This is a genomic window from Nocardia xishanensis NBRC 101358, assembly GCF_001613365.1.
Taxonomy (GTDB): Bacteria; Actinomycetota; Actinomycetes; order Mycobacteriales; family Mycobacteriaceae; genus Nocardia; species Nocardia xishanensis.
In genome coordinates this window covers 38,297-58,059 of record NZ_BDCF01000008.1, presented here as the reverse complement: position 1 = coordinate 58,059, position 19,763 = coordinate 38,297, and the positions used below count along the sequence as shown (strand labels likewise).

The 19,763-nt window shown below is 64.8% G+C and carries 26 protein-coding genes; 6 read left to right on the top strand and 20 right to left on the bottom strand.

All coding sequences use genetic code 11. The features are described from left to right. Positions 1 to 37 precede the first annotated feature (37 nt). From NX1_RS08305 to NX1_RS08245, 14 genes are all read right to left on the bottom strand, one after another. Complete coding sequence (locus NX1_RS08305; protein WP_068056296.1) at positions 38 to 538, bottom strand: HIT family protein; 501 nt, start codon at positions 536 to 538, stop codon at positions 38 to 40. Between the two features lie 306 nt (positions 539 to 844). Beyond that, positions 845 to 1,654, bottom strand: coding sequence for an SAM-dependent methyltransferase (locus tag NX1_RS08300; protein ID WP_068056293.1), 810 nt, complete (start codon positions 1,652 to 1,654; stop codon positions 845 to 847). 18 nt (positions 1,655 to 1,672) lie between these two features. Beyond that, positions 1,673 to 1,858: a hypothetical protein gene (locus tag NX1_RS08295; RefSeq protein WP_068056291.1), complete on the bottom strand. Its 186-nt coding sequence runs from the start codon at positions 1,856 to 1,858 to the stop codon at positions 1,673 to 1,675. A 106-nt stretch (positions 1,859 to 1,964) separates the two neighbouring features. Further along, complete coding sequence (locus NX1_RS08290) at positions 1,965 to 2,588, bottom strand: TetR/AcrR family transcriptional regulator (protein WP_068056289.1); 624 nt, start codon at positions 2,586 to 2,588, stop codon at positions 1,965 to 1,967. Beyond that, the gene (locus NX1_RS36845; protein ID WP_068056287.1) at positions 2,585 to 2,788 is read right to left on the bottom strand and encodes a cold-shock protein; all 204 of its coding nucleotides are present in this window, start codon (positions 2,786 to 2,788) and stop codon (positions 2,585 to 2,587) included. Before NX1_RS36845 ends, NX1_RS08290 begins: the two co-directional genes overlap by 4 nt. A 71-nt stretch (positions 2,789 to 2,859) precedes the next feature. After that, positions 2,860 to 3,006 carry a hypothetical protein gene (locus tag NX1_RS36055; RefSeq protein WP_157119609.1) on the bottom strand — a complete coding sequence of 49 codons (147 nt, stop codon included), beginning with the start codon at positions 3,004 to 3,006 and terminating at the stop codon, positions 2,860 to 2,862. A 258-nt stretch (positions 3,007 to 3,264) separates the two neighbouring features. After that, a complete protein-coding gene (locus tag NX1_RS08280; RefSeq protein ID WP_157119608.1) occupies positions 3,265 to 3,744 on the bottom strand; it encodes a hypothetical protein in 480 nt (159 codons plus the stop codon). Further along, complete coding sequence (locus tag NX1_RS08275; protein WP_157119607.1) at positions 3,741 to 4,265, bottom strand: hypothetical protein; 525 nt, start codon at positions 4,263 to 4,265, stop codon at positions 3,741 to 3,743. Before NX1_RS08275 ends, NX1_RS08280 begins: the two co-directional genes overlap by 4 nt. Before the next feature lie 153 nt (positions 4,266 to 4,418). Next, on the bottom strand, positions 4,419 to 4,793 hold the full coding sequence (locus tag NX1_RS08270) for a hypothetical protein (RefSeq protein WP_157119606.1): 375 nt from the start codon (positions 4,791 to 4,793) through the stop codon (positions 4,419 to 4,421). Further along, positions 4,790 to 5,329: a hypothetical protein gene (locus NX1_RS08265; protein WP_068056280.1), complete on the bottom strand. Its 540-nt coding sequence runs from the start codon at positions 5,327 to 5,329 to the stop codon at positions 4,790 to 4,792. Before NX1_RS08265 ends, NX1_RS08270 begins: the two co-directional genes overlap by 4 nt. Further along, positions 5,326 to 5,826, bottom strand: coding sequence for a hypothetical protein (locus tag NX1_RS08260; protein ID WP_068056279.1), 501 nt, complete (start codon positions 5,824 to 5,826; stop codon positions 5,326 to 5,328). Before NX1_RS08260 ends, NX1_RS08265 begins: the two co-directional genes overlap by 4 nt. A 23-nt stretch (positions 5,827 to 5,849) precedes the next feature. Continuing rightward, complete coding sequence (locus NX1_RS08255; RefSeq protein WP_068056274.1) at positions 5,850 to 6,389, bottom strand: hypothetical protein; 540 nt, start codon at positions 6,387 to 6,389, stop codon at positions 5,850 to 5,852. Next, entirely contained in the window at positions 6,386 to 7,303 is a 918-nt protein-coding gene (locus NX1_RS08250) for a hypothetical protein (protein ID WP_068056272.1), read from the bottom strand. Before NX1_RS08250 ends, NX1_RS08255 begins: the two co-directional genes overlap by 4 nt. A gap of 1 nt (position 7,304) precedes the next feature. Beyond that, on the bottom strand, positions 7,305 to 7,652 hold the full coding sequence (locus tag NX1_RS08245; RefSeq protein ID WP_068056270.1) for a hypothetical protein: 348 nt from the start codon (positions 7,650 to 7,652) through the stop codon (positions 7,305 to 7,307). A 244-nt stretch (positions 7,653 to 7,896) separates the two neighbouring features. Between NX1_RS08245 and NX1_RS08240 the strand changes: the two genes are divergently transcribed. Continuing rightward, positions 7,897 to 9,285, top strand: coding sequence for an NsdA family TPR-like regulatory protein (locus NX1_RS08240; RefSeq protein ID WP_157119605.1), 1,389 nt, complete (start codon positions 7,897 to 7,899; stop codon positions 9,283 to 9,285). Positions 9,286 to 9,334: 49 nt separating this feature from the next. Next, entirely contained in the window at positions 9,335 to 9,793 is a 459-nt protein-coding gene (locus NX1_RS35185) for a GNAT family N-acetyltransferase (protein ID WP_169812199.1), read from the top strand. Positions 9,794 to 10,202: 409 nt separating this feature from the next. Here the strand turns inward: NX1_RS35185 and NX1_RS08235 are convergent, their stop codons facing one another. Then, complete coding sequence (locus NX1_RS08235) at positions 10,203 to 10,733, bottom strand: tetratricopeptide repeat protein (protein WP_169812198.1); 531 nt, start codon at positions 10,731 to 10,733, stop codon at positions 10,203 to 10,205. Between the two features lie 633 nt (positions 10,734 to 11,366). On the opposite strand from NX1_RS08235, the gene NX1_RS08230 reads away from it, so the two are divergent. Beyond that, entirely contained in the window at positions 11,367 to 11,981 is a 615-nt protein-coding gene (locus NX1_RS08230; protein ID WP_218024079.1) for a Type 1 glutamine amidotransferase-like domain-containing protein, read from the top strand. A 444-nt stretch (positions 11,982 to 12,425) separates the two neighbouring features. On the opposite strand, the gene NX1_RS35180 is transcribed toward NX1_RS08230, so the two are convergent. Further along, positions 12,426 to 13,409: a GNAT family N-acetyltransferase gene (locus tag NX1_RS35180; RefSeq protein ID WP_084501233.1), complete on the bottom strand. Its 984-nt coding sequence runs from the start codon at positions 13,407 to 13,409 to the stop codon at positions 12,426 to 12,428. A gap of 1,204 nt (positions 13,410 to 14,613) precedes the next feature. Between NX1_RS35180 and NX1_RS08210 the strand changes: the two genes are divergently transcribed. The 3 genes from NX1_RS08210 to NX1_RS08205 all read left to right on the top strand — a co-directional run bounded on the left by NX1_RS08210 (position 14,614) and on the right by NX1_RS08205 (position 16,254). Then, a complete protein-coding gene (locus tag NX1_RS08210; protein ID WP_068056261.1) occupies positions 14,614 to 15,213 on the top strand; it encodes a hypothetical protein in 600 nt (199 codons plus the stop codon). A 93-nt stretch (positions 15,214 to 15,306) separates the two neighbouring features. Continuing rightward, positions 15,307 to 15,771, top strand: coding sequence for an NsdA family TPR-like regulatory protein (locus tag NX1_RS38855; RefSeq protein WP_507762097.1), 465 nt, complete (start codon positions 15,307 to 15,309; stop codon positions 15,769 to 15,771). Positions 15,772 to 15,783: 12 nt separating this feature from the next. Then, entirely contained in the window at positions 15,784 to 16,254 is a 471-nt protein-coding gene (locus tag NX1_RS08205) for an SAM-dependent methyltransferase (RefSeq protein ID WP_068056260.1), read from the top strand. 196 nt (positions 16,255 to 16,450) lie between these two features. Here NX1_RS08205 and NX1_RS08200 read toward each other — a convergent pair whose 3' ends face one another. The 4 genes from NX1_RS08200 to NX1_RS08185 all read right to left on the bottom strand — a co-directional run bounded on the left by NX1_RS08200 (position 16,451) and on the right by NX1_RS08185 (position 19,758). Further along, positions 16,451 to 17,251: an aldo/keto reductase gene (locus tag NX1_RS08200; protein WP_068056259.1), complete on the bottom strand. Its 801-nt coding sequence runs from the start codon at positions 17,249 to 17,251 to the stop codon at positions 16,451 to 16,453. An 85-nt stretch (positions 17,252 to 17,336) separates the two neighbouring features. Beyond that, a complete protein-coding gene (locus NX1_RS08195) occupies positions 17,337 to 17,954 on the bottom strand; it encodes an AAA family ATPase (RefSeq protein WP_169812197.1) in 618 nt (205 codons plus the stop codon). Then, entirely contained in the window at positions 17,951 to 18,565 is a 615-nt protein-coding gene (locus NX1_RS08190; protein WP_068056255.1) for a 3'-5' exonuclease, read from the bottom strand. Before NX1_RS08190 ends, NX1_RS08195 begins: the two co-directional genes overlap by 4 nt. After that, positions 18,562 to 19,758 (bottom strand): radical SAM protein, encoded by a 1,197-nt coding sequence (locus tag NX1_RS08185; RefSeq protein WP_084501230.1) that lies wholly within the window; start codon positions 19,756 to 19,758, stop codon positions 18,562 to 18,564. Before NX1_RS08185 ends, NX1_RS08190 begins: the two co-directional genes overlap by 4 nt. Between the last annotated feature and the right edge of the window lie 5 nt (positions 19,759 to 19,763).

Here is a 19,763-nt window from a genome sequence, read left to right as displayed (position 1 = left end):
AAGCACCGCGACGGGTGATCGCTGGGTTCGGTCGGGATCATCGGTGCTCGTCTGTGGGGCTGTTCGCCTCGGCCGGTCGGGCATCGGGTGTTGCTGCTGCGGCTTGGTCGAGTGCGTCGTCGCAGTGGGGGAACAGTCGGCGGATGCCGCCACGAGGGTTGGGGAGGTCGCCGTGCCAGCGGGGGATGATGTGGATGTGCAGGTGGGTGATGCTGGCTCCGGCGGCTTGACCGTCGTTGATTCCGATGGTGTAGCCGTCGGGTCGGAACCGGTCGTGGAGCAGTGATCGCGCGGAGCGCGCGATGGCGCGCAGGTCGTGCATTTCCTGGCTGGTGAGGTCGAAGAACGACGGGATGTGGCGGAAGGGGACGAGCTTGAGGTGGCCTGGTTGGGCGGGGAAGTTGTCCCAGCGGGCGTACCAGCGACGGCTACGGGCCAGGACGGTGTTCATCTCTGGATCCGCGGGACGGCAGAAGATGCAGGAACGGGCGGGATCGGGTCGCTGCTCAGCGGAAGACTCGAGTACAACCTCCGGCATGGTCGATGACTCCTTTCAGGGCATGTGGGAACGAAATGCTGGGTGGGAAACGTATTTCGGCGCGACGCCGTCACTGCCGGGGAGATTCCTCGGGTGTGGTTGATGTGGTTGGGGTTGCGTTGTTCGATCGGGGCGAGTCGGGCCACATCCATGGCGGCAGTGTGTGCCGATCGACTTCGTCGTCGTCGGTGAGTTCTCTGTTCGGGCCGCGGTAGCGGGGGTGGTCGGCCATCACTGCACGGCCGAATCGCGCGAGCAACGTCGTCATCCGCCGCGCTGGTCTGTTCGTCATTCGGTCGCCTGGACTCATCGGGCGGGGAGATGTGCGAGCGCGCCGCAAGCGGGTAGCGGTGTCGCCTGCCCGATTTCGGTGGATGGGGGTCTCCACTGGTTGATCGCTACGAGGCCGGGGTCGACGAACTCCCAACCGTCGAACAGTTTGTGGAATTGCTGGCGGGTGCGGGGTGTGTAGGGCACTGCGCCGGATCGGTTGTAGTGCTCACACATTCGGATGTAGTCGGGGTGGTCGTCGGTGCCGTCCCACAGCGCGAGGTAGCTGCCCGAGGGGACGAGGTCGGTGACGGTGCGCACGATCTGCCGCGCTAGGTCGTAGTTTTTCGCGTAGCCGAGTACTCCCATGAACATCACCGCAATAGGTTTGCCGAAGTCCAGCACTATTTTTGAGTCGGCGAGCATCCGGTCGGTGTCGTGGAAGTCGACGTCGAGGGGGAAGGTGAACCCTTCTGGAGTGGTGCTGGTCAGCATCGCGCGTGCGTGGGTCAGCACCAGCGGGTCGTGATCGACATAGACGATTCGGGATTCCGGTGCGATCCCCTGAGCGATCGAGTGGGTGTTGTAGAGCGCGGGCAGGCCGCAGCCGATGTCGATGAACTGCCGCACCCCGGCCTCGGCGGTGAGGTAGATGACGGTGCGGGCGAGGAACTGCTGGGACTGGCGGGCGATGGCGGTGACGTCGGGGTAGATCGCGCGGCATTCCTCGCCGACGATGCGATCGATCTCGTAGTAGTCCTTGCCGCCCATCCAGTAGTTCCAGATCCGCGCCGACTGCGGGATATCGGCGCGGACCCATAACGGGTCGACCTCGCTGTAAGCCACTGCTTGTCTCCCCGTCCGCTACGCCGGGCAAGGCCGGGTGACCACCCGGTCGAGTTCGGCGCGCAAGCCGGACAGCGTCGCGTGCAGGTGTTCGAGATCAGCGCTGGTCGGGATCGTCAGGGCCGCCGTTTCGCTCAACAGCGCGTCGGTGATGTTTGGGTGCTTGCTCTGGCGGGCAGAAAGGTCGGTTTCGGTGGTGTCCATAATGGTGTTCCTGATGGGTGGTGGTCGCGGCGGCGTCGTGTCACGTCGGGAGGCTGGTAGAACGAATTGCTCGACGGAAGGTGTTGTGCAGCAGTTCGTTCCGGTGTCAGCTGGGTTGGGCAGCGCGCAGGATGAGCTCGATCTGGGGTCTGATGCCGGAGATCGTTGTGTCGATACCGTTGTCGTGTTGCACGGCCATGCCAATGACCGCGGTCAACAGGAACGACACCACCAGGTCGACATCGATCCCCGGCCCGGAAGTATCGAAACTGACTGTGGCGGTGATCAGTTCGGTGACCGCATCACCGATGACCGCGACCCGGTCGCTGACCTCGGTGCGGCTGGTGTCGTCGAGGGCGGCCAGGGCGAGTTCCAGCGACACCCATCCGGGTCGGGTCACCAGCACACTCGCCCAGATCGCCAGGATGGTGATGAGGTGGTCGGTGTCGCGGGCGACGGTCCGCGCGACGCGGTGGGTCGTACGGGTGGCGAGGGTGTCGGCGACCTCATGAGCGATGTGGCGTTTGCGGCCGAAGTAGTGGGCGAAGCTGCTGCGACTGGTCCCGGCAGCTCGGCAGATCCTGTCGACGTTGGTGTCGGCGTAGCCGCGGGTCAACAGCAACTCGGTCGCCGCACGCAGCAAACGGCCGCGGGCCGCGGAGACGGGGCCGCGAGCGCCGGTGTCCGCAGCACCCAGCACACAGTCGGGGCGGTGTTGATCGAGGTTCACAGCGGCACAACCTGCTGTGCGGCGGGACCTTTCCGACCCTCGCCTCGGACGAACTGGACGCGTTGTTCTGGCTGGAGGGAACGCCAGCCCTCGGCCTGGATTTCGGAGTGGTGGACGAAGACGTCCCCGCCGCCGGTGTCGCTGGCGATGAATCCGAAGCCCTTGGCCTCGTCGAACCATCTGACGGTGCCGGTTTCCATGGGGTTCCTCCAAATTGGTGGGGATTGGGTTGGGGAAAAGCGGGTGGTGAATGGAGTTCGGTGGCTGTGGCTCAGCAGCGGTGGTCGGTGCCGTAGCCGCTGAGGACGTTGGAGGTGTCGGTGAGCGCGCGTCGGCGGGTGATCGTGGTGATCAGCTCGCCGATGACGACGGTGATGGCCGAGCAGGCCAAGACGGTCAAGACGAAACGCAAACGCATAGTGTGGAACTCCTGGTCAGGCATACGGGTTGTGTTGGGCGGGATAGTTTCTCGGTATACGGCGACGTTCACCGAGGATCGGTGTCGAGGACGAGCGCGACGTGGGAGCGAACTGTTGCGGCGGTGAGCAGCTGCTGGTCCTCGCCGGGTTCGGAGGCGGCGGGGTCGTTGCTGCGGTTGACGGTCACTGCGGAAGTCCTCCTCTCGGAATCTTCTGAAACTGCTGAGGGATTGAGGCAGGGAGAGAGAATCGCGGTGTCAGGGAAGGGTGCCGCGCCGCGTTGCCAGGAGTAGGTCGTGTGCGGCGGTGAGCACGCTGGTGGCCGAGGGCAGGCGGATGCCGAGGCTCGGCTGGGTCCCCAGCCACTTCCAGCCGATCGAGGAATCGGTCATCGGTAACCAAATCCGTTGACCGACATCGAGGATCCGCACGCCAGCGTCATCGAGTTGGTCCAGCACGTGACTGGTGAACCGGCGCCCGGCCGCTGGTCCGACGAGAAATATCTGCTCGGTTTCGGGGCCGGACCGCGACCGGCCGATGACCAGCGTCGTGGTCGGGGTGGCGTCGACGTCGAGCCCGCTACGCACGCCGTGGGCGAGGTAGGAAGGCACAGCGACCCCACCCAGCCGCGGGGTGGCAATCAGCGCGACGCGTCCGCCCACGCAGGTCACGGTGAACCCGAGCGCGCGATAGACGCACACGACATCATCGGGAGTATGGCAGTTCTCGAACATCACCTCGCCCGTTTCCCTGCCCGAGGGCCGATACCCAGCTCGAGACGGCGTGGTTGTGCGATCGGCGGCGCACCGTGGGAGCGGCGGCGAGGCTGGCGACGATCACGGGCAACGAGCGCGCCTGTCAGCGCGTCGTATCGTCGACCGAACTCCAGGAAGGCCGGGCCGGCGGGGCATTCGCCTTGCTGCGGCGGCCATTGGTCGAGGAACACGACCAGCATGGTGATCCGACCCACCAAATCACCCACGGTGACGAGCTCGAGGTCGTCCTCGACGAGGATCACCGCGTCGGGCCGGTTGCCCAGATGCCAGGTCACTTCGTCGTCGATCACACGTGCGATGTCGCGTTGCAGGCCGGTCGCTTCACTGGCGAGGCCGTCTGGCTGCCGGTCGCCGAGGTTCGCGGGATCGAGGTAGCTCGCCCACATGGTGAGCATGACGCAGGTTGCATGTTCCAGTGATGTCGCCGATGGCAGCGAACCGTCCCACACCGCGAGCAACCGGTTCATGTCGGGCAGCGACATCAGGGCCATGCTCACCGGCCCTCGTCACGCGACCGGCGATACAGCAACCACCGGCATCGGCGCCGAACGGAAACGACAACGAAAACACAGAAGTCACAGGGAATCCTTCACGGGGGAGAGAGTCGTCGGTCGGTGTCGCGGGCGGGGGGTGGGTCAGGGGTAGGCCGGGATCTGTTGTGGTGGGCGAGGGGCGCCGTCGTTGCTGCCGACGTCGACTACCCGGACCAGGGTGGTTCCGGTGCACAGCACAGCTCGTCCAGCGGGCAGGTGGGCATTGTCGGGGACGACGATCGCCCAGATGTCGGGGTCGCGGGCGGCGCGGCGGATCAGTGCGCCGACGGTGTCACTGCTGGGGCGGTGATCGAGATAGGTTCCGCCCCAGGCATATCCCCACCCTTCGGCGCGGTGACGCATCCGGGCACCGATCAGCGCGATGTTCGACCTTGACAGGAGCCGGGTGTTGATGTAGCCGAGGGCGATCGGCGGTGACGGAGGTGGTGGCGGCTTGCGCGGCAACAGGCTTCTCATGGCAGTATCCGAGCCTGATGGGCGGGCGCGGGCAGACGCACCCGTCCGGTGATTACCTGCTTGACCAAGCGGTTGTAGACGCGCGCTTCCTCAACGAGAATTCCCAGTGCGGTCGAGGAAGGCACCAGCTCACCGTTGTCCGCGGTCGCCAGAGCCCAACGGCGCGTGTGGCGCGAGAGCACGGTCCCGATCCCGCACGGGTGCACCGCGGCCTCGGAGAAGTCGATCCCGAGGGCGAGCACCTGGTGGTGCACGACGGTATCGACGCGGGCGATCAGGGCGCGGATGTCGCGGCTGGCGTCGGCGAAGAAGTCGGTGACCACCCGCCACTCGCCGTTCCCGAACTCTGTGCTGGCCTGGGACATTCGTGTCAGCTGACCGAGGGCTGTGTCGTGGCGGTGGTGGGCATCGAGCAGCCCGACCGCGGCGGCCACCACCTGCGGGTGGGCGTAGTCGCTGGGATCGAACACCGGCGTGCGCAGCGCACGCCACAGGACGCGCGCGCTCGGTAGCTGGTCATGCCAATCTGGGGTCACCAGGTTCCTCCCGACAGCAGCTGGGCCAGCTGCTCGACGCGGTCGCTGTAGGCGCGCTGAGCCGCGAGCGTCGCGGTCAAGGCGGTCTGGTCGCCAGGACGGGCGGCATAGCCGATCCAGCACCGCGCCATCTGCGAGACCAGCGCACCCAACCCGACCTCCGCAGCAGGTTTTTGGACGATCGCGGCGGACTCGATGTCGATGCGACGAACCGCGAACGCGATGCGCCGGTCGATGCGCGTCTGCTCGTTCGGGTCCTCGGTCGCGGCGCGGCGTGCGTGGTCATCGACAAGGTTCGCGGCGAGCATGAAGAACCACACCGGCAAATGCGCCCGCGGCCGCGGCCGTGGCCGGGCGACCACCAAGTTCAGCGCCCACCGCCACAGGGCTTTGATGGCGTCGCCGAGGCTGCGCTGGAGCGGCCGGTGGGTGGCGAACTGGCTGATCCAGTCTTTGGCCTGGGGAAGCCCACTCAGGTGCAGGGCATCAGAATCCACTGTGAGCGTTACTCCTCCGGTAGTCAGGGGGTTGGGGTGATGCCGCGCCATCCCAGCGGCAGTTCGACGCAGCGGGCGTGGATGTCGGTGACGAGATCGCTGTAGCCTTCGCGGATTTGGGCTAGGTGGAACCACGCTTCGTGGCGCAGCTGCTCGTCGTTGGTGTGGCGGATCGTCCACCAGGCCGCGGCGAAGTTCTGCGCGACGTGGCTGATCACCTCACCGAAGGAGTGGGTGTGCCTGCGCGCGCCGGTGGGGCGTGGCAGATGAAACACCGCCCAGGAGTCGATGTCGGTGATGACGCGCACGATCTGCTCGCGCAGCGCGGCTTCCTCGAAATCGGCTGGCTGCAGGCCAGGATCCCGACAGCCCGGCAACAGCGCGGCGTGCAGATCACCGAGCTCACGCGCCCACCCGACCAAGGCCGACCCGTCATCGAGATGCCCGGAAATCGCGGCCAGCAGATGCTCCGGTGCCAGCACCACTTCCGAGGCGGACACGTTGATCCGGATCTGTGGTGATCGCATCGGCTTCACCGGTCCGACCGGCCTCGCCTCGCTCATGACCGGCTCCCGAGGCATTCGACCGGTCGGGGATTCACCGTTGGCGTGTCCAGGGCGGCCAGTGTGCAGCGGGTGATCGTGCGATCGCGTTCGGTGAAACGTTCGGTGTGCTCGGCCAACGCGGTCAGCTTCGGAGACGGGTCGTCGTTGCGGTGGCGCATCTCTTCGAGCTCGACCACCAGTCGACCATCGTCGCGGAGTATCAGCCGGATCATCCCGTCGTTGCCGCCGGATCCGAACCCGAGCTGCCCGACGGCTGCGGCCGCGGCGTTGGCATCGTCGATCAGTGCCACATACAGCGCGTCGACGGCATCCACCCGTGACGACTCGCGGCGGCGGGTCAGCTCGGCGACCATGTCCAACCTGGTGACGGCGGGAATCGCGCCCACGCGAGATTCCACCAAGATCTGCTCACCGCGGCGCGAAGTGTCCGCGGGTACTGGCAGTTCCTCGCCGGCGGACTGACGATCGGTCGAGGCGGCGGTGTCGAGGAAGTAAATGTGCGCCTGCGGCATTCGTGTCAGTCGTTGAATCACCGCGTTTCCCGACGGGCCGAGCCGGGTGAGATGCTCGCGGGATGGCACGATCAAGTGGCCGCCTCCGGCGCCTTCGATGGTCTCCATGACGTGCCACAACACTTGTGTGCGAGGAGAATCAGCGGCGAACACTCGCCCGAGGTCGATGTCCCAGGACACGGCGAGCTGCTCGAGCCGTGGCATCGTCGAGGCTGCAGGGTCGCGGCGGTCGGTCTCTGCGAGCATCGCGCGCAGCACCTGTTCGGGTGCGGTCGGCTCGACGAACAGCTCACCAGAACCGAAACCGAAATATGTCGCGTACTCGACCATCGCCTGCCGGACGGCAACCCGAGCCCGACGCTCGGGCAACAGTTCCGCTTGTGCGTATCCGAACCACATCTCAGCGCCCCCGACTGGTACCCACCGGAGCGGTGGTGTCGGTCGGCATGAAGGAGTGGATGTGGTCGAGATCGGCGGAAGCTGTCAGCCCGCGGATCTGTTGGTAGAACCGATTCCTGGCTTCGACGAAATCCACCGGCACCAGCCGGATGGACGCCGCTGGCTCGGTCGTCGCTGCTGAGCCGTCCACGACCTCGGCGAGCGGGCGGCTCAAGCGGTCCTCGTTGGGGCCGTCCCATGCCTGGAGCGCGCAGTTGTAGCGCGTGAGCAGCTCGGCTGTGGCGGCACAGGAGACCGGGCACGGGGGGCCTACGAGCGCGGCCCGTTTCGGCAGTTCTCGGCGTGACATTGTGGCCGAACCTCCGGTGAATCGAGGGCTGTAGGTGCGCCCGGCCCCTGAAACAACTCCTGAACGGGAATGGAGAGTTGTTCTCCGGGCGCGGATTCAGACAACCAGCTGCGGTGGCGGAGATATACGACGTTTGATGTCGTACGTCGTCGTATGCGCCAGCGGCAGTGGAGTATTTCGTCGACTTCCTGCTGTCGTTCCGACGATCGCTCGTCAGGCGCCCAGCGCTCAGTACGATGACAGGATGAGCGAAAGGCGCTCCAACGATGCGCTCCGTCGACTTCTCAATGAGATCGGCTGGTCTCCATACGAGCTGGCTCGAGCAGTCAATCGTGTTGTGCCGCCCGACCGGCGAGTGCACGCCAAAACTCCGTTCGCGTGGCGCGACCGAGGAACGGTACCGCGAGATCCACTGCCCGCTGTCGTCGCCGGAATCCTGACGGAGGCCCGCGGCAAGGTCGTCACCGTCGACCAACTCTGGCCCGGCAGGAATCACGGAACGGAGGTCTGGCTGCCTTCGATCTCTGGGATTGCGCAGGCGCCTTGGTCTCCGGATGAGACGCTGACACTACTCAGCGAATGCCAAATCGGCCCGGGCTCCCGGACGTTCTTCGCAGTTTCGGGTGGCGAACTGAGCACCATTGCGAACGGGTGGGCATCGGCAAGTCACTCGCTAGCGGCGGACCGCACCCGCTCAACGTCCGCCGGAGGCATAACTCACGATCTGATTGCCTACCTTGAGCAGGACTTGTCGCAGTTGCGGCGATTGGACGATGGCCACGGCGGTGAACTGGTCTTGCGTACCGTAACCCACCGCTTGAGTCTGGCCAGCGACATGCTGGCGGAGTCCTCTTACGAGGCCGGAATCGGAAGACGGCTGCTGTCAGTGGTGGGCCAGATGGCGCAACTAGCCGGCTGGTTAGGGTTTGACCTGGGCCGTCACGGAATCGCACAGCGAATGTATCTGTTGGGCTTGCGTGCCGCCGCAGCCTCCGGCGACCGGCAGCTCGGCGCGCTGATACTAAGCTGCATCGCCTTTCAACAAACCTGGCGGAACCGTCCGCACGATGCTGTCGCAATCATGAGCACGGTGACAAGACAGCTGCGCGGCACGGCAACTCCACGGGTGCGGGCGTTGATCGCGATGCGCGAGGCCCGCGCCTTCGCGACCGCTGGCATGGCACGCGAGGCTTCTGCCGCGCTTGATCGCGCACACGACGGCGTTGCGCGTGGGCACCACGAAAACGATCCTGCCTGGACCTATTGGATGGACGAAACAGTCCTCACGAGCGAAGCAGGACGGTGCTTCCTGCAGCTTGGAGACATCCGGCAAGCAGAATCGAAACTCGCCAACGGCCTAGCCCAGCTCGGAGACGAAACCTCTCGTGATCGCGTCCTGTACGGGCTATCGCTCGCTCTGGCGCACGCTCGGGCCCAGGGAAGTCAGCAGGATCTTGAACTGGCCTGTTATGAGGCGAACAGAGTTTTGCCGATGTTGCCGATAGTTGGGTCTGTGCGCTGCCGAAATCTCATCGCGACGATCAGAACGGAGCTTCGTCCGCACCGCAAGACTGCTTCGGTACGTGACCTCTTCGCGAGCCTAGAAGAGCCTACGAACGCCTTCATCTGCTAAGTCTGGATACATGCAATCTTCATCGGCACCACCGCAGACCGTCGCACTCGTGACCGTGCCCTATCAGTCTTCGGACGCGGAGTTGTTGATCGCGAAGGCAAACGCTTTCAACGCCGAGTTGTACGGACACCCCGACCAGACGCCTGTGTCTCCTGACGAGTTCGATCCCGTGCGCCGGGGGACCTTCGTTGTCGCCTACCTGGCGGGTTCTCCGGTAGCGTGCGGAGGATATAGGAACCATATCGACGATTCCACTGGTTTAACAGCTGAAGTCAAACGAATGTATGTCGAGCCAGGGTTTCGTCGAAGCGGCATCGCGCGCGGACTCCTGGCGGAGCTGGAGAGTCAGGCGCGATCAGACGGCTATCGGGCTGCCATTCTCGATTGCGGTAGTAAACAATCAGCCGCACATCACCTGTATGAGAGCTGCGGATACAACCGGACAACCAGCTTCTCAATCTACAAAGACAGCCCGGGCAACCGTGCCTACCTCAAGTCGCTTGTCTGACGAAGCGAGTGCGCGACCATGAAAGACGTGACGGCCTAGCGGCATTACCGTTCGACTTGAATCCGAAGGACTCGCGCGCTGGAGCAAGATTCGTCCGATTCCGCTCCCGAACCGGTCCGGTGGGGAGCATGCGGTTACGCAACCGCATCGGGCCTCTGCCATTGTCCAACCGGGCACTTCAGAGCTCGAACAGCTGACCCGTCCACATCCCTCCCGCCGACCACGACTGGGCGGAGATCGTGAACGAACTCGTTGACCCCATGCACGGCGCCCGCCGGTTGCACAGCTTCGCCAGGGTATAGGGGTCGCCGCGTTTCAACTCGCCATCAGTCGCAGGGGTGCCGCGGGTTGGCCTCGTGCGCCGCCGACCGGCCGTGGGCGTTCCAGGTGTTTCGGGCAGGCTAATCGTCTACTTTCTGTCTGGCGTCTGCTGTTGTGCTGTGATCAGCTGGCTCTGTTGGTGGATGAGGTCACCGCGGGTCCTCAGGGTGTCTTCGTGATCCGGGCCGAGCACTCGGTTGCGCGTGTCGAGCAGTTGCTGGAAGTCGGCGGCGGCGCCCTCGTGGTCTCCGGCGGATGACCGGGTATCGGCCAGCATGTCCAGTGTTCGCAATGTGTCCGGGTTGTCGGGTCCGAGCACATTTGCTCGCCCGTCGTACACCTGCAGGTAATCGGCGATGGCTGCGGTGTAGTCACCCATCATGGCGCGGGAGGTGGCCATGTTGGAAAGCATGATCAACGTCTCCTCGTGATCGGCGCCGAGAATGCGTACTCGGGCGGCGTGTAGTTGCTCGTAGCTGGCGGCCGCGCCGGCGAAATCGCGGCAGTCGAAGTGGAATTCGGCCAGTCGGCGCAGGCTGGTCAGGGTGTCACGATGGTCAGCCCCCAGTACGCGAGTCTGGTCAGCGATCAGCTGCTCGTAGTCCGAGACGATGCTCACCCTGTCCACGGTACGACCGGAAAGGCGATTTGCTCAGCGCTTTTCGGCGCGAAATGTCGCGGTTCCTGGCGTCCTGCGGGCGGCGCGGCTCTTGCCCGCCCGCCAGGCGTTGTTCGAAGCGTTCTATCGAGGCGTGTCGGGACAGCTTCACGGGCATCGGTGTGGGCGCCGTCCTCTTCAGCGTGCGTCAGCAGGGAATGCCGCGTCCACCCCACCGACGGGTCGACTCGCTGGTGGATCCGGTCAGCGCCCCGGCGCCGACCGTCACAGCGCAGTGCGAAAGGGCGTGGATGACTCCGCTACTGGGACCACCATTCACATCGTTGCGACAGAGCATTGCGGCGGCCCGCAGCCCAAACTCGTTCACCCCGCTGGTGGATCACCGCGCCGCCACCCACATCACCGGGCCAGCGCATCATGAACTCAGATACGCTGGCAACAGGATCGAGGAGGACGGCCGCAGGTTGATAGCCTGCTTGAACCGGCCTGTTCCGACTTCGCTCGCACGACAGTAGGTGGACACCATGCCCGCGGATAGCCCCACGATCTTGGCAACTTCGATGGGATTCAACCGGGCTCGCGCCCGCTGGCAGCCCTTCTCCGATCTTCCAGTACGCCTTCGAACTGACGAGGGTGGCGTCGCGGCCCCTCTTGTGCATCCTTTCCACGGGTACTGGTGACCGACCGACGAGCATCGAAGCGTTCCATGCCGCCTTCGCAACCAGCGGTGTCGACACCAGCCACGTCAGCTTGTTCGACAAGCCGAACATCTCCGACCTATCCGAGCACCTGAACAACCAGGATGTTGTCTGGATCGACCGGGGGAGCGTGGTGAATCTGCTCGCGGTGTGGCGCGCGCACGGCCTCGACCGGATTCTGCGCGACTGCTGGGAGCGCGGTGTTGTCCTGGGCGGTGAATCAGCAGGTTCGTTGTGCTGGTTCCAGGCCGGAACTACCGACTCCTACGGCGAGGTTCAACCGTTCGACAACGGCATGGGATTCCTCCCGTTCGCGAATGCTGTGCACTACGGAGACCGTCGCGAGCAGTTCCACGAGTACGTCGCCTCTGGACCCGTTTCGATCGGGTACGCCACCGATGCTGGTGCCGGACTGCATTTCTCCGGTACCGAACTCGTGGCTGCGGTCAGTGATCGGAAAGGTGCTGGCGTATACAAGGTCTCACGCGGGCCGGATGGCCAGGTCGTGGAAGATGCCCTCGAGGTCGTGCAGCTCAAACGCCAGTCCTAAGCCGCCGGACAACAGCCCCGACATCGTCGCGGCCGCGCCACCGCTGAAGCGTCGGTAGTGCTCGGCGCAGTTCGCTCAGCGCTGACAGCGACCCGAGCCGCTCGATATCGTCCAACGCTGCGTGGGCCATCTGGGCAGCTTCATCCGATTGCCCAGCATTTGCGTAGGCTCGCGCGAGCTTCGCCCGCGTGATGGTGGCGGTGCGCGCCGAGGACACCGACAGCGCCGATAGACGTGGCTCGAGGATCGGTACGACGCGTTGCCCGCGGCCGAGGTAGATGTCACAGGTGGTGCGGAAAATCGCGAACAACCCGTCATCAATTGCGCTGCGTTGCCCGAGCAGCTCGCCGGATTAGCGGGGGAACCTCACCCCGCGGTTCGACATCCACATAGCGCGCACCCTTTGAACGCCACCCCTCTCCGTCATCCACCGCCCGGCGATCTTCAGGTTGGAAGCCAGTACTGGCAGATTCCGTCGCTGGTGATCGCGTCGAGTTCACTGCCGCAGGCGGTGATGACGCGGCGGGAGGCGAGATTCTCAGCACGGCAAGTCATCCGAGCGTGGCTAATGCCGAGATCCTTTGCCAGAGGCAGTGTCTGGCGCAGGATTTCGGTGGCGACTCCTTGCCTTCGTCGGTCGGGGACGACGACGTAGCCGATATGGCCGCCCCAGTGCATCAACTGCTCGGTGAGTACATGGCGGATATCGCTGCTGCCGATGATCTGCCCCGAAGTGTCCTCTGCCATCAGGAACGTGCTGGCCACCGCACCGGGATCGAGGTCGATACCGCGGCGAGCCCTGTCGAGCCGATCCAGGTAGGCAGCCCAGGGGCCGCTGTAGTCCTTGGCGAAGGTGAAGCCGTCGGCGTGGAGGCGCTGGCGGACCGACAGAAACTGCTGCTCGTCGCCCGCCCCGAGCAGCCGCAGCCGGATACTCACCGGGCTGGTGGTGCCGGAGATCAGTGGCAGTGACATCGCGATCTCGGTGGTGTCGGGGTCGTCGAGCGCTTGCTTGCGTTGACCGGTCTCGTTGAACCCGTGCTGGGTGTACAGCGCGCGAGCAGGATCGTTGTCCTCGACGACCCACAGGTGCAGCTGGCGATGCGTGCCTGCGCGTGCCCAGTCGACGACGGCGCCGACGAGTGCATCCGCGACGCCGGTGCCGCGGGCGCTGGGATGGACCCACACCGATACCAGCGAGGGCTGCCCGTTGTCGAGGAGCCCGCCAGCCGAACCGATTAGCACATCGTTTGCCTCGGCGACGAACAGCACCTGCTGGTCCATCCAGTCCCGCCACTGCCCCTCGCTCCACGCCGAGGCGACCTCGAACGCCGAACCGAACACACCGAACCGCGCTTCCCGCAACGCTTCCAAACGCACAGCCCGCACGAGCTGCCAATCGTCGGCAGCCACCCTGAATACCCTCATCGCCTGAGCCTGGCCAGCGCCGATCAGCAGCGCAACACATTATCGCCTGGCCCTCCAACTGCGCCGCCCTCATTCGCTCGCGCCTACTTCACCTGCCAACTCCACGAGCTGGCCTGCCGGCTGCAGCGGTACCGCACGAACATGGTGGGACAGTTCGTGGATCACCTCACCGAGGTGCTCCACGAAATACATCACAGGGTCGGGCATGTGGTACTTGAACCCGGCCATGTACTGCTGTGAGTGCGGAGAGCAGTTGGCCGAGTGGCGTTCCCGCGCGTTATGAGAGGTGCCGTGCGCGACTCGCGGGCCGTGGGCGCGGCTGAGCATTTGTCGGCATTGGTAGGACGCAGTGTTCTCCGGCCGGAGGTTACTCGGGCCTGGAAGTAGATACCCCTCGAAACGAGGCTGCTTCCGGCTGCCCCGGTGAACTCTGGAGTCGCCCACGATGGATCAGGTCAGTCACAGCGAACCTGTAGCTGCCCCGCACCTGCCCCTTTCACGGCTCGACGGCTTCCCATGCCACGGTGCGTTCGGCAGCGCGGAGGCGGCGTGATGAACGAGATGGCAGCCGCCGTCGTCGCGGCTCTGGCGCCCGGCGGGGTGGTTGGTGCAGTGGCGGTTGTGCTGGTGCGGTGCGGGCCTATGCAGTGCGCCGACGCGCTAGCCGGGTTACGGGTGTGCTCGCGATTCCTGTCGCACTGTTCACCCGGGACCCAGCACGACGTGCTGCGGCGATGGAATTGGCTCGGGGGCAGACGACTCCGCACGCACGGCGCCGGTGACGAGGGGCCAACTCGGGTGAACGTTTCGTGGTGACCGCGCTGTCGACTCCACTGCCGACCGGCTGGAACTGGACATCGTGAGGCAATGCCGCCGCATGAGCGGCTATTTCAGAACTGCTGCTGTCGGACCAGCCGCCCCTCGGTGCGATGGAGAGCACCACGCGCTGCTCTTTTCTGCACGATCGCCCACACCGGCGTCCAAAACAGGCAGGTGACCAACGACAGGATCAGATGCAAGACGTGTTTCGGGTTCGATCCGCGGACGACCACTGCGTAGCCGTCGGTATGCATCTCAACCCGCTGCCGACGGTGTACGGGCCGCGCAGGTGAACGATCTGAACAACGACACTGCCAGGGTCGTATTGCCCGACGTGTCGACGATTCCCCATGCATCGCAACGGATTTTGGCATGCTGGTGAATCATGATCAGTGTTCTTGTTGCGGTCGTCGGTGTTTTGGGAACTGCCCTCGGGGCTTCGCTCACAGCCATCATTTCGGCCCGCACCGAGAACCGCCGACAGGCTGCCTTGGAGCGGCAGCAGGCGCGGCAAGAGCTGACTCAAAAGGGCAACCAGGCTCTCGAAGTACGGATCGAGCATCTCCGGTGGCGCCGCGAGCGCCGCCAGTCTGCCTACATCGACTTCCTCGATGCCCTCAACGCTGCAGATCGGACCAACCAGCAGTACTTCCGTGACCGCCGCGCCGCGCCCGAACCGGTGCCTGTTCAAGAAGCCCGGGTTGCGGAAATCAGGCAACTGTTCAAAGAGACGGAGCACGCTGGGAACAAGGTTTTGCTCGAAGGACCAGCGGACGTTGCTGAAGCGGCCTACAAGTTGGTTGGAGTGCAGGGTGTTCTGGTCCGGGAAGTACAAGAATATGGTGAGGCACATGCAGCTTCGGCGGGAACCTCCCATGAACGGGCCAGGGCAGCCGAGACGACCGGACTCAACTATCTGGTTGCCCACCACGAGTTCATCGGCGTCGCACGCGCAGCACTCGACGAGGTGATCGACGCGAGTTGATCCTGGCGACTCCGAAATGCGGGACAACCCGAACACCATATTCCCGGAGCTGTTAGTCCGGAGAAATCGTTCCAGATCCGCGCCGACTGCGGGATGTCGGTGCGGACCAATCCCGGGTCGACCTCGCTGAAGGGCATTACGTGCCCGCCCGTCCGCTACGCCGAGCAAGGCCGGGTGGCTGCCAGGTCGAGTCGGCGCGCAGCAGCTCGAGGTGCGCACGAAACAGCGTGCGCGTTGCGTGATGCGGGCGACCTCAGCGGTGCCGCTGACCAATTCCAGCGCAGTGTCCGCAAGCGCAAGGCGACAACGTTCACCCGGACACATGCGGTAACGCTGGGCTACCTTGGCACCGTACAAGCCCGCAGCGGGCAACTCGAACAAGCCTGCGCCACATGGACAACAGCGCTAGATGTCATGGGAGGAGTGCAGTCCGCACGCACCCGCAACGTCGCCCGCGACATCCGCGCAACGGTGGCACCGCGCCTCGGTCAGCCGATCGCAGGGGTACGAGAAATCAACGAGCGGGCCGCGCAATACCTCGCCACAACAGGGAAGTAGGACAGGAACCGTATGGCAGACGAAGCGTTTAAAGTAGTACCGATTGCTCATGTGGTGGGTGGTCGCCGTGAACCGACCGACGATCACTGGGGCGGAACCCAGTCCATCATTCGCATCGATGACAGCCGGTTCTCCGAAGAGTCAGTACAAGGCTTGGAAGAATTCAGCCACCTCGAAATAGTCTTCCGTTTCCACCTGACCGACCAAACGGATCTGCATTTCGGTGCGCGCAGCGCACGCGACAACCCGGAATGGCCCAAGGTCGGCATCTTCGGCCATAGGAACATGCGGCGCCTCAATTGGCTTGGTGTATCTCGAACAAGGCTGCTACGGGTAGACGGCCTCGATCTGCACGTGGCCGAATTGGACGCCGTCGACGGCACTCCCGTCCTGGACATCAAACCCTGGTTCGCGGAGTTCGGTCCCCGAGGAGAGGTCCGGCAAGCCCGGTGGTCCACCGAGATGCTTAAAGACTATTTCTGACAGACACGCGGCCTGTATGAGTCAGGCGGCTCGACGGCTTCGCGCGATGCCGCCCAGTTGGCGTACCGCCACACCTGCACTTGCGGTGGGGCGCGGCGCGCCTGCGGATCACCCTGCAGCTGGCCTACGGCCGCGCGGCAGAATGCCGTCGTGCATGCCGCCGAAGGCCCTCGGTGATCTTGTCGTTCGAGCACCGTTAGGCGACGTGCCGGTCGGTGGCCGCGCCAGCGTTCTGCTTGAGATGTTGGAGCGAGGTGGTGCCGGGAATCGGCAGGACGACAGGCGACTGGTCCAGCAGCCACCGGAGCGAGCGGACCGCAGCGTCGGGTGACTCCACCAGGGCGCCGGCGGCCAGCGGCGCGTAGGGAACGAACGCGATGCGGGCCTTGGTGCAGTAGTCGAGCACCGCGCGGTTTCCCTCGTCGAGGGCGTTGAATCGGTTCTGCACAGCGGCGATCGGGGTGAGCTTGTGTGCGGCTTCGATCTGGGAGACGGTGACCTTGGATAGGCCGATGTGGCGGATCTTGCCCTGGTTGCGCAAGTCGGCGAGGGCGCCGATCTGGTCCTCGAGCGGGACCTGGGGATCGATGCGATGCAGGTAGTAGAGGTCGATGCGGTCGAGGTGCAGCCGTCGCAGGCTCATTTCGACGCACTGGCGCAGGTATTCGGGGCGACCCACGGGCGCCCAGAGGTTGGGTCCTTGTCTGGTCATGCCGCCCTTGGTGGCGATGACCAACTCATCGCCGTATGGGTGCAGGGCTTTCCGAATCAGCACTTCGACGGTATGCGGGCCGTAGGCGTCGGCAGTGTCGATGTGATTGATGCCGAGATCGACGGCACGGCGAAGGAGCTGCCGTGCTACGCCGAAGTCGGCAAAGCGCTCCCAGTGGCCGGGGCCAGTGAGTTGCATTGAGCCGTAGCCAATTCGGTTGACAGGAACTTCGCCACCGATCGCAAAGAGCCCACTTGCTGCTGCGGGTGATGTATTGATGGACATCGCTAACCTTCCGTTGTGTGCGAGGTTCGGGAGTGGGATCCGACGCTCGGGTGCCGTGTCGGCGCCCGAGCTCGCGATGTCGCCGTCAGCGGTCGGATTCGTCGACCTTGTCGAGGCGGCCCCTGATGAAGGCCGCCACTTCGACGAGGGCGCGATCGTGCCCGTCGGCGGGCAGCTGTTCGTGTCCGATTCCGAGTCTTTCGGTGACCTTCGCGACGTGCCGGTCGGCGAGCGCCCGGAACCCCAGATCGGTGCCCCTCGGCTTGCTCAGGTCCAATGGAATCGTCGGGTCGAGCACCGTGCGCAGAACGAGGTCGTAGTTGCGGGCGTGCCGCACTACCAGCTCCTCGAGTTGGTAGATGTTCGCCGGGTTCGGTTGCTGGCCTCGACATTCCAACGCCGCCTCGTAATATCCGAGCGCATCCGAAACCGGCCGGTCGACGAGGACCACGTCTGCCTGCATCCACGCCTGCACCTCGAGCGACATCCCGCGCGAGATAATCCACAGGGTCGATACCCAGGTGTGGTTCGCGAGGATCGGCAACCCCCGCTCCATGGCCTCCGCGCCGAGATCGGCGACGACTGCCACCTGGATGCGATCACGGTGCAGGCGGTCGGCGAGTCGCTGGAGGAAGGTGCTCTTGCCGGTCGAATGCGTCCCCGTCACCGCGATAGTGACGGGGCGGAGGAAATCAGTGCTCACCACAGCCGCCCTTGCGGCTCTCGCGGCGGCACGAATTCCGCGGGCGCTGCCGCTGCCACGAGGCCATCCCAGGCGAATTCGCCTTCCTCGACCAGCCGCGCCAGCAACTGCCAGGCCGCCCAGGTGTCCCACCCGGCGCGGTGATGGCCCTGGTCGGCGACCGCGCTGGTGTCCAGTCCCGCATGGGTAACCAGCTTTTCCAGCGAGTACCCTCCGAGACCCGGCCACACCGCCTTGGCCAGCCGCAGCGTGTCGAGCACCAGCGGCGGAGTCCAGCTCGGCAGGTGCTCAGCGATCACCCGCCGTTCGAGATTGGCGTTGTGCGCGACAAGAATTCGATCCGTCAGCGCGGTCTCGATCTCTTCCGATACCTCCGACCAGGTGGGGCAATCGGCCACGTCGGCGTTGGTGATGCCGTGGACCTTGCGGGTCACGATTGGGGTGATCGGGCGGGTCGGGCGGATCAGCCATGACCGCATCTCCTCGACGACGACCGCCTCGCGCGAGACCGCGAGGATCGAGATTTCGATGATCTCGGGCGGGGTTTGTCCGTTGCCTTCGACGTCGACGACGGCGAGGTTCTTGCCGTGCAGTGTGTCCGGAACGATCATCGTGCCGCCTCCTGAGAGTGAGTCCATCCGATGTCCGCGCGTCCATGTCGGCCGATGTGATGTGGGCGCGCGATGTCGTTGACCTGGTACCCGAGATTGTGCTGGAGGAAATTCCGTCGGCCTTCGGGGAGACCCTCCACAATCACGGCGCGTTCGGTGATCTCCAGCATCTGGCCGCCGAGGCGCTGCACCCACGTCGCGGTCGACGGCTCGTTTGGGCGGCGCCAATCGTCAGCGCATCGCTGGATTTGGGCGACCGGGCAGATGTCGCACAGCTCTCGGACGCCGTAGTGTCCGTTGTAGTCGGCGACGCCGTGCGCGAAGGTCACCCCGCAACTCGTCTTGCGGAACAGCGGCGATCCGAATCCGGCACGGTCGGCCAGGATCCGCTGCTCGAGTCGCTCGGGAAAAATCTTGCGTGAGGGGTTGTCGTCGTACAGCTCGGGCAGGCCGTTGTCCCGGTAGTAGTCGCGGATCTGGTCTTTGAAGAACAGGCCAGTAAAAACGGTGGCGTGGGCGAAGTGGCTGAGTTCACGCGCCCGGTCCAGGTGAGCGTCGGAGTCGTTGAGCCCCGGTACGATCGGGCGCCAGTACAGGATCACGCGGTAGTTCTCGGCGTGATGAAACGCGGTCTGCAACGAAGCCGCAGCGATGTTGGAGTCGACCGGTTCGATTCGCTCGTCTTCAATTCCACTGTGCGTGACCAGGATGGTCAGCCGAATGTTGTGGAAGCTGTTGAGGACGACGCAGTCTTCCGGTTCGATCCGCCACCGCGTGATGACCAGGACGTGGTTGGTGATGCCCTGCTCGTCGAGCAGCCGCAGCATCTCGAGGGTGTGCGGCTTCACCGCGGGCAGCATCGGATCGGTCGCCCGATTGAGCAGCTGTATCGGGGTCACGTGTGGCCGGAAGTGTTTGTTGCGCAGCAGCATCCGGGCGGCAGCCTGCTCGTCCATTAGCCGTCGAGGCACCTTCATCTCGAAGTTATCGAAGGTGTGGCGGACACAGTAGGTGCAGTCCAGCGGACAGCCGATGATCCAGTTCGCCGACAGCCCGCTCTTGCGGTAGTCGATCACCCGTCGCAGACCTGGATTGAGCGCGGCCTGCTGATCAGCGGTGAGTATAGGTAGTGGTCTGCGGGTGGTCGCGTGAGCTCCTAGCGGAACAGTGATCGGACCCTGAGAAGTGCTCATACAAG